This window comes from Paraburkholderia sp. WS6, assembly GCF_030464835.1.
In the GTDB taxonomy this organism is placed as follows: domain Bacteria; phylum Pseudomonadota; class Gammaproteobacteria; order Burkholderiales; family Burkholderiaceae; genus Paraburkholderia; species Paraburkholderia madseniana.
In genome coordinates, this window is sequence record NZ_JALQCK010000052.1 from 59,300 (window position 1) to 65,938 (window position 6,639).

Here is a 6,639-nt window from a genome sequence, read left to right on the forward strand (position 1 = left end):
GTGCACAAGTCTGGCGTGCCAACTTTGAACGACGTCCTCTCCTCGACCCGGCGGCTCAATTTTCTTTGCCTGGGACGCATTCTTCGAATGCAATTGCCAGCGTTGAGCAGATGACCGCGGCGCGACAGTACCTACGTTCCGAGACCTGGCCGCCCGCTTTCGCCTTCAACTACGCGGACCCGCGGATTCGCGCTGCTTCCTGTGTTCGTGGCGAATATCGGTACCGCGAACAACATAGACGATGGCTTCGGCAATGTTGGTAGCATGGTCGCCGATACGCTCGATGGCTTTAGCGATAAACAGATAGTCGAGCCCAATCTGGATTGTCCGAGGGTCTTCCTTCATGGATGTGACGAGCTTGAGCACGAAGGCTCGAAACTCGGTGTCGATGGTTTCGTCGTCGCGGACAATCTGTGCAGCCGCAGTTGCATCCATGCGCGCAAATGCGTCCAGCGCTCTACGAAGCAGGTGCGAAGCCATTTCGCCGGAAGCCTTGATTTCAGCGATGTTGACGGGTCGCGCGGTGCTCTCCATGGCAATGCGGCGTGTCCGCTTCGCAATCTTCCGTGCCTCATCACCAGTACGCTCGAGGTTGGTGATGCACTTCGAGGCGGCCATCAGGAGTCGCAAGTCACGAGCGGTGGGTTGCCGGCGAACGATGATGTTGCTCACTTCTTCGTCGATTTCTATTTCCATCGCGTTGAGCCGGTGTTCACCCTCGATGACCTGCTCAACAAGTGTCAAATCGAACGTGTTCAGTGCCTCCATCGCGCGGGAAATCTGCGCCTCCACCAAGCCGCCCATTTCGAGCAACCGGGTTGAAAGCAGGTTGAGGTCGAGGTCAAACCTGCTGGAAAGATGCTTATCCGACATTTTCGCTCCTCGGACAAACTTGCCTGCGATGCAATGCTCAGCTACGCGATGCCTTGGTTCATGCGACCACGTCGCGTTGCTCAAGCAGATGCAAGAGGAATGCGAATCTCTATCCACCTGCGCCGGAATGAGCGGCAGTGCAAGTCGCGCGATGCGGACATGAGCAACGAAAAATTGCTAGCGTGTAATGCGCAAGCGCGCTTGTTGCGTCCGGTGCGGAAACCGCAGCGCTACGATTTTTCTGGCCAGCCGGTCTTCACAGTTTCGACGGCAGAAATAGCTGCCAGCAAACGCTTTGGGGGCACCGATTCGAGCAGGAGAAGACCAGCCCTCAGTAGCTCGCTCTTTTTCACCGATATGCCTGCGTCAAGACATTTCTGTTTCAGCGCCGCGATTTTTTCGTAGTCGGACTTCGGCATTGTGAAGCTGTCACGCACGACCTTTTCCTTCTTCACGTGCTTTGTCTTCACTTCAACCGCTGGAGCGGCTGAAGCTGCTCCAGCGGTTGCGGCGCGCGTCTGTTTTGGAACCCTGGTCGAAACCGGTTTCGCCTCTACGGCTTCGGTGGCCGGTGCATTTGCCCTATTTGCCTGCTTGTCGGAGGCTTTCGCATGGCCGTTTGCGTTCTTCGGGAAGTGAAAGGCTTTCTTGGTCGGCTTCCTGATGCTGGCTTCGGTCATGACCATCCCCAAGTTGACAAACGATATAAACAGTATATACAGTTTTTGAGCGGTTCTCGATTGCATTGGCGACGCCACCTACGGATATGACCCGCAAGTTGTCCACACAATCTGTTTGCAAGGCTGTAGATAATTCGCGAGCAAGCGGCGCAAGCCCCTGAAACGATTGGATTTGTGTATTGCGCGCTCGACGCGTGCATTTGACGGGGCGCCAGAGACCTGTACGGAATTGTGGAGTAAGCACACCACTGGTCAGGCCTACGAAAGAATATGTACAGACAAAACGACGACAACTGACCCTCCCTCAACGATAGGTCGATTCAATTTGCATGCGGAGCGGCAACATCGTCTAATCGCCTTTCCGCGCGCGCCCCTCTCTTCAAAATCCAGGAGCACACTATGGCCCCACCCAACTTTGAACATGTCGTCAAGACAATCGCCTCTGACACCAATACGTCCACTGAGACTGTTTCGAAGATGTATGCAGACACATGGGCCGAATACAGCGACGGCGCGCGAATCCTGGACTACCTGACGGTCCTGGTCACCAAACGCGTTCGTGAAAATCTGCGCGGTGTTTCGCGAGACCTACACTAGGCGGCCGCCACAATGCTCATCAAATCGCCTCAGGGTACCCGGCGTCGATGGCGTATACCGGGAAGGCCGCTCAGGGTCTCGGCATCCCCGGGTTTGCCTGTCGTTGACGAAGACAATCCGGTTCGGTACCTTTTGTTAAATCAGAGATACCGCAGAGCAGTGATTGATGGCCGACAACGATGAAACGACCAGAGAAATTGAAATCGAACTGAACGGGTCGCGCTATCGCGGCCGGTATCGCGTTATGAGCGGTACGGTCATCGTCTACTACGAGAACGAAATCAAGTTTGCCGACTGCGGGATGAACGGACCTGAAGTCGTGGCGAAGTGGCTGCTCACAGACCTAACGCGCCGGCTCGAAGCGAAGAAGAGAAAATCCGCCGGCAGCTAGGCACACGGCGGAAAGCGCTAGGCTTGGCGGCCAACTGCTCACCATACGTTGCGAAGCATTTTGTGAGCGGCGCGCATGTGTCGCTTTTTCTGGGCGCCGAGAAATGCCACCGCCTCTTTCACAGCGTCCGGGTCGCCTAGCTGGAACGAATACTGGCGCAGCAGCGTCTCGCTGACGACCAGGTCATTGAGCTTACCCAACTCCTCCTGCACCCCGGTCAACAGTTCGGTTTTTTTCCGATGGCTGCCGTCGAGCACCGGAGCAAAGAACTCGAGCAAATATCGAAGCTTTTTCCCTGCGATTCGTACCTCGTGCAGCGCGGCGTAGCCTGGATGTTCAGGTTGAATCGCACGCTTTACCTTCTTCTTCAGCGCCTTCTCGGCGACATCCACTCGCGATTCTGCAAATTTTGCGAGCATCGTATTCACAGCTTGTGAGTTCAGGTGTTGTTGCGCGGAGGACAATGCGCCGTGCAATATATCTTCGAGGCCGGCGCCGCGAATCGTTCTGCGACTGAACGACAGTGCAGCGGCCCGGTGCTCGCCCACCACGCGAAGCAGCGGGCCAAACGATAGCCGCGTTGGCTCCTCGCCTGAAAGAACGTCACGCAGCACATCCCAGTCTCGGGTTTTACCCGCTGCATTAGCCAGATACTTGAACTCCTCCCGTTGAAGTGAGCAGTCTTTCCTGTCAAGCAGCGGCTCGTAGGCCCAATACAGCGAACGTAATCGACGCAGCGCTACACGAAGCTTATGGAGGACCTCGGGGTCCGCTTTCGCGCGGAGTGCATGGGCGCGACGAATGGCTTCTGCAGCGGTCGCGGTGGCAAGGATAGTGAACGCTTCGGCCGCAGATGTGGCTACGCTTATTGGCTCCGCAAGAAGCCTTTCTTTGACAGAGCCCGAAGCGGAGGCGTCAGGTTCTTCCATCGCCGGAGCAGAATTGTGCGAGCTCATGTCTGGAACGCCTTCGGATACAGCAACGTAGAAAGGAACTACAGAAGTCCACGACCTGCTTTCAACATACTTCAACAGCGCTTGCTTACTAGACGGTGTGTTTGACCCTATTTCAATCGTACAACGACGCACGCCTGGAAATTAATACGGTCTGGCATTTCGTTCGCGCTTCTGAATACACACGAGTCATCGCGGTCAATACTTACAAACGGTCAATGCAGCCATCAGGGTCGCTGGCGTGCTTCCGAAGCATGGTGGCCATCGCGTCCTGTCAGGCCGTCATCAAACGTTCAAGCCACCAGGCAACCATCTGACGGCCGACACACCGTGCCGGTGACTTGTCGTTCCCTCATCCCAACCCCGTCGTAAATACCACGCGGCTGCTCAGCGAGCGACCGCATCAAGTCGCGGATGCCTCGCGACACCAAGGAGATACGCATGTCGACAAAGTGTATTGCTCTCTCGAACAACGACATTATTCTTGTGGCATGGACATTCGAACACAAGCTTCCAGATTGCGTTGGCTTCGATGTCCGACGCATTGATGCATCACAAGCGAATCTCGAAAGCGATAGTCCACAGGGCGTATCGCTGCCCGCTATGGCCGGCTTTCCGAGCAATCCGAATTCGGGACAATCCGGACAAACAACCGCTCAGGGCCCAATCCAGAAGTTCTTCTGGAAGGACCTGTATGCACGGGATGCGCATACACAGGGCAGCTACATCTATCAAATCATCCCACTTCAGGGGACCTTCAGCAAAGATGCGTCGCCGAAGCTGTCGCCGCTCACAGGCGTAAGCGCTCTCTTTTCGAATCCAGTCAGTCTGACGGCCGAACACGGTCCGCAGGAAGACCCTGAAGCCATCAAATGCTATTTCAATCGGGGAATACTTGCCACGCAGGCCGTAGCCCGTCAGCTTCCCAAGAGCAAGGCCGATTTGCCGGACTCTGGCGCTCTGCTCAAACGCATCGCCGACGCCAATGACCCACTGCGAAAGTCGCTGGCCGGCGACCTGGTCACAGTGCTGCCATCGCTGCTGGTGGAGGCAAAAGCGCACGGTGGAAGCTGTTACGGCGCATTGTATGAGCTCGCCGACAAACAACTCGAAGCATCTCTGGTCAGCAACAAACAATTGCATCTGATTCTGTCGAACACCTACGACAGCACGACGCACGATGACAAGGAAAACGCGCCCGCACGAGTAGCGCTCCATCATTCCGGAGTCGACGTGATAGACCGGATGCTGCCCGACGGCAGCCATATCGGGCACAACAAGTTCATGCTTTACGTCGATGCTTATGGCAAGCCGGCGGCCGTGCTGACTGGCTCGACCAATTGGACGCCGACGGGGCTGTGCGCACAAACGAATAACAGCATCGTGCTGCGCTCTCCAACACTGGCAAACGCTTACTCGAACTATTGGGATGCGCTCAAGAAGGATACGCTAGACGCGGGCACGGACCCTCATGCACTACAGAGCAAGACGTTCCGGACGGAAAACGCATCCCCCATCGCCGTGGAGATTCCCGGCGCGAAGAAAGCAACGCTGTGGTTCTCACCGAACACGCCGCAGAAGAACAAGGCGAAAGGCGTGACGCCGCCGGATATGGCGAATGTGTATGCGCGCATCGAGAACGCAAAATCAGCGGTGCTGTTCTTAGCTTTCGACCCAGGCCAGCCCAGCATCATTGACGCGGCTGCGTCAGCGCAGGAAAAGAACAGCACACTTTTCATCCGGGGCGCACTCACCAATGCAGACCGCGCGGGCAACTTCGTCATCGACCTTCACAACAACAATACGAGGCCAGCGGACCCCGCTCAGGTGATTCCAACCGAAGGAGTAAATGACGCATTCGGCGTCTGGGAAAAGGAACTCGCAAGAGCCGGTCACGCCGTCATTCACGACAAAATAGTTGTCATTGACCCGTTTGACCCCGAGAACTGCACCGTGGTTGTCGGAAGCCACAACCTCGGCAACAAGGCGTCGTCCACCAACGATGAGAACCTCCTTATCATTGAAGGTAACGTCAGCCTGGCATCTGCGTATGCAGTTCACGTGCTCGATGTGTACGACCACTACCGCTGGCGTTACCTTCTCGCGCAGCATGGGACCAAGGATAGCTGGCAGGGACTGCATGAGGATGACTCGTGGCAGGACACGTACTTCTCGCCAGCGGGGAAAACGAATAACGCCGAGTTGGTGTTCTGGTTGGAGGCGTCGACGCGTGCGACGGAAGCGCGACCCGCAGCGAAGCCCAAGCGGACAGCCGAATTGGAGGCGTGACCTCTAGCGAAGCGCTGAATTGCGCGACTGACCGCCGTCGTTTCGACCAATTGCGCTCTTGCACGCGATACGACGCTCAGCAGCTCTCGGACGAATCCGGTACAGGATTCGAATGGGTAACAGGCGCACTCGAAGACCCCCACACGCCGGCTGGTTCCAACCAGCTGTTTCTTTACTCCTGCTTCCGGAAACGGTGACTGTCGGGGCGTCCTGTCTCGGCGTCGCGCCTGGCCAATTGCGTGAACCTGGTCAGGCGCAGCAGGAGTCAGACTGCTGCATCGGCGGACACCTGTTGGTACCGTACGAGCAGTACACGCAGCAATCCCCGGGTTTCGGTCTGACCACTGCCTTGCAATGCTCGCATACGTAAAACCACACACAGGCGTTGGTCGGCATCGTCTCGTTTTTCTTGTGCCCACACACCGGACAGGTGATGTTGGAATCCAACACGACTGAAATCATTACTGCACCTGCCTGACGTGAGTCGGATAGCTGGAGTCAGTTGTGGCGGTAGCGTTTGTCAACGCGTCGACCGACGCCTTGTTCGGGTCAAAGACTACCTGCGTGCGTTTGCCTGCGAAGTCGACCTTAGCCGAAGCCACGCCGTGTACTTTCTCAACTGCCTTGCGAACCGTAATCGGACACACAGCGCAATCCATCTTCGTGACGTCAAGTGTGACCTTGCGAAGCTCCTCCGCGAGGGCCGTGGATGCGCTCAGCGCCGTCGCGACGAGCACAGCAATCAGTTTCTTCATGGCAGGTGCTCAATAGAAGAGCGGCGCATACAGGGGGAACGACATCAGCGCGAGCGCGGCCGGCATCACGACCCAGAAAATGAAGCGCTGCCGATGTCGCG

Annotated in this window: 8 protein-coding genes; 3 read left to right on the plus strand and 5 right to left on the minus strand. The window is 56.7% G+C overall.

Annotated features, from left to right (window positions below):
- Positions 1-165: 165 nt before the first annotated feature.
- A complete protein-coding gene (gene phoU / locus M0D64_RS38985) occupies positions 166-873 on the minus strand; it encodes a phosphate signaling complex protein PhoU (RefSeq protein WP_154560570.1) in 708 nt (235 codons plus the stop codon).
- A gap of 230 nt (positions 874-1,103) precedes the next feature.
- Complete coding sequence (locus tag M0D64_RS38990; protein ID WP_154560569.1) at positions 1,104-1,553, minus strand: hypothetical protein; 450 nt, start codon at positions 1,551-1,553, stop codon at positions 1,104-1,106.
- A gap of 399 nt (positions 1,554-1,952) precedes the next feature.
- Here M0D64_RS38990 and M0D64_RS38995 point away from each other — a divergent pair, with 399 nt between their 5' ends.
- Together M0D64_RS38995 and M0D64_RS39000 are read left to right on the plus strand one after the other, a co-directional pair.
- On the plus strand, positions 1,953-2,150 hold the full coding sequence (locus M0D64_RS38995; protein ID WP_154560568.1) for a DUF3562 domain-containing protein: 198 nt from the start codon (positions 1,953-1,955) through the stop codon (positions 2,148-2,150).
- 166 nt (positions 2,151-2,316) lie between these two features.
- Positions 2,317-2,541 (plus strand): hypothetical protein, encoded by a 225-nt coding sequence (locus M0D64_RS39000; RefSeq protein WP_266238447.1) that lies wholly within the window; start codon positions 2,317-2,319, stop codon positions 2,539-2,541.
- A gap of 38 nt (positions 2,542-2,579) precedes the next feature.
- Here M0D64_RS39000 and M0D64_RS39005 read toward each other — a convergent pair whose 3' ends face one another.
- Positions 2,580-3,497: a CHAD domain-containing protein gene (locus M0D64_RS39005; protein ID WP_266261567.1), complete on the minus strand. Its 918-nt coding sequence runs from the start codon at positions 3,495-3,497 to the stop codon at positions 2,580-2,582.
- A 411-nt stretch (positions 3,498-3,908) separates the two neighbouring features.
- On the opposite strand from M0D64_RS39005, the gene M0D64_RS39010 reads away from it, so the two are divergent.
- The gene (locus tag M0D64_RS39010; RefSeq protein ID WP_154560565.1) at positions 3,909-5,783 is read left to right on the plus strand and encodes a phospholipase D-like domain-containing protein; all 1,875 of its coding nucleotides are present in this window, start codon (positions 3,909-3,911) and stop codon (positions 5,781-5,783) included.
- A gap of 249 nt (positions 5,784-6,032) precedes the next feature.
- On the opposite strand, the gene M0D64_RS39015 is transcribed toward M0D64_RS39010, so the two are convergent.
- Both M0D64_RS39015 and M0D64_RS39020 read right to left on the minus strand, forming a co-directional pair.
- On the minus strand, positions 6,033-6,245 hold the full coding sequence (locus M0D64_RS39015; protein ID WP_266261568.1) for a GDCCVxC domain-containing (seleno)protein: 213 nt from the start codon (positions 6,243-6,245) through the stop codon (positions 6,033-6,035).
- Positions 6,245-6,538: a cation transporter gene (locus M0D64_RS39020; protein WP_154560563.1), complete on the minus strand. Its 294-nt coding sequence runs from the start codon at positions 6,536-6,538 to the stop codon at positions 6,245-6,247. The genes M0D64_RS39015 and M0D64_RS39020 overlap by 1 nt, the downstream gene beginning before the upstream one ends.
- Positions 6,539-6,639 lie beyond the last annotated feature (101 nt).

Bases quoted from the DNA above. Each gene is read 5' to 3' on its own strand.
- M0D64_RS39020 (WP_154560563.1), bottom strand. From the start codon at position 6,538: ATGAAGAAACTGATTGCTGTGCTCGTCGCGACGGCGCTGAGCGCATCC.
- M0D64_RS39015 (WP_266261568.1), bottom strand. From the start codon at position 6,245: ATGATTTCAGTCGTGTTGGATTCCAACATCACCTGTCCGGTGTGTGGG.
- M0D64_RS39010 (WP_154560565.1), top strand. From the start codon at position 3,909: ATGCCTCGCGACACCAAGGAGATACGCATGTCGACAAAGTGTATTGCT.
- M0D64_RS38990 (WP_154560569.1), bottom strand. From the start codon at position 1,553: ATGACCGAAGCCAGCATCAGGAAGCCGACCAAGAAAGCCTTTCACTTC.
- M0D64_RS39000 (WP_266238447.1), top strand. From the start codon at position 2,317: ATGGCCGACAACGATGAAACGACCAGAGAAATTGAAATCGAACTGAAC.
- M0D64_RS39005 (WP_266261567.1), bottom strand. From the start codon at position 3,497: ATGAGCTCGCACAATTCTGCTCCGGCGATGGAAGAACCTGACGCCTCC.
- phoU (WP_154560570.1), bottom strand. From the start codon at position 873: ATGTCGGATAAGCATCTTTCCAGCAGGTTTGACCTCGACCTCAACCTG.
- M0D64_RS38995 (WP_154560568.1), top strand. From the start codon at position 1,953: ATGGCCCCACCCAACTTTGAACATGTCGTCAAGACAATCGCCTCTGAC.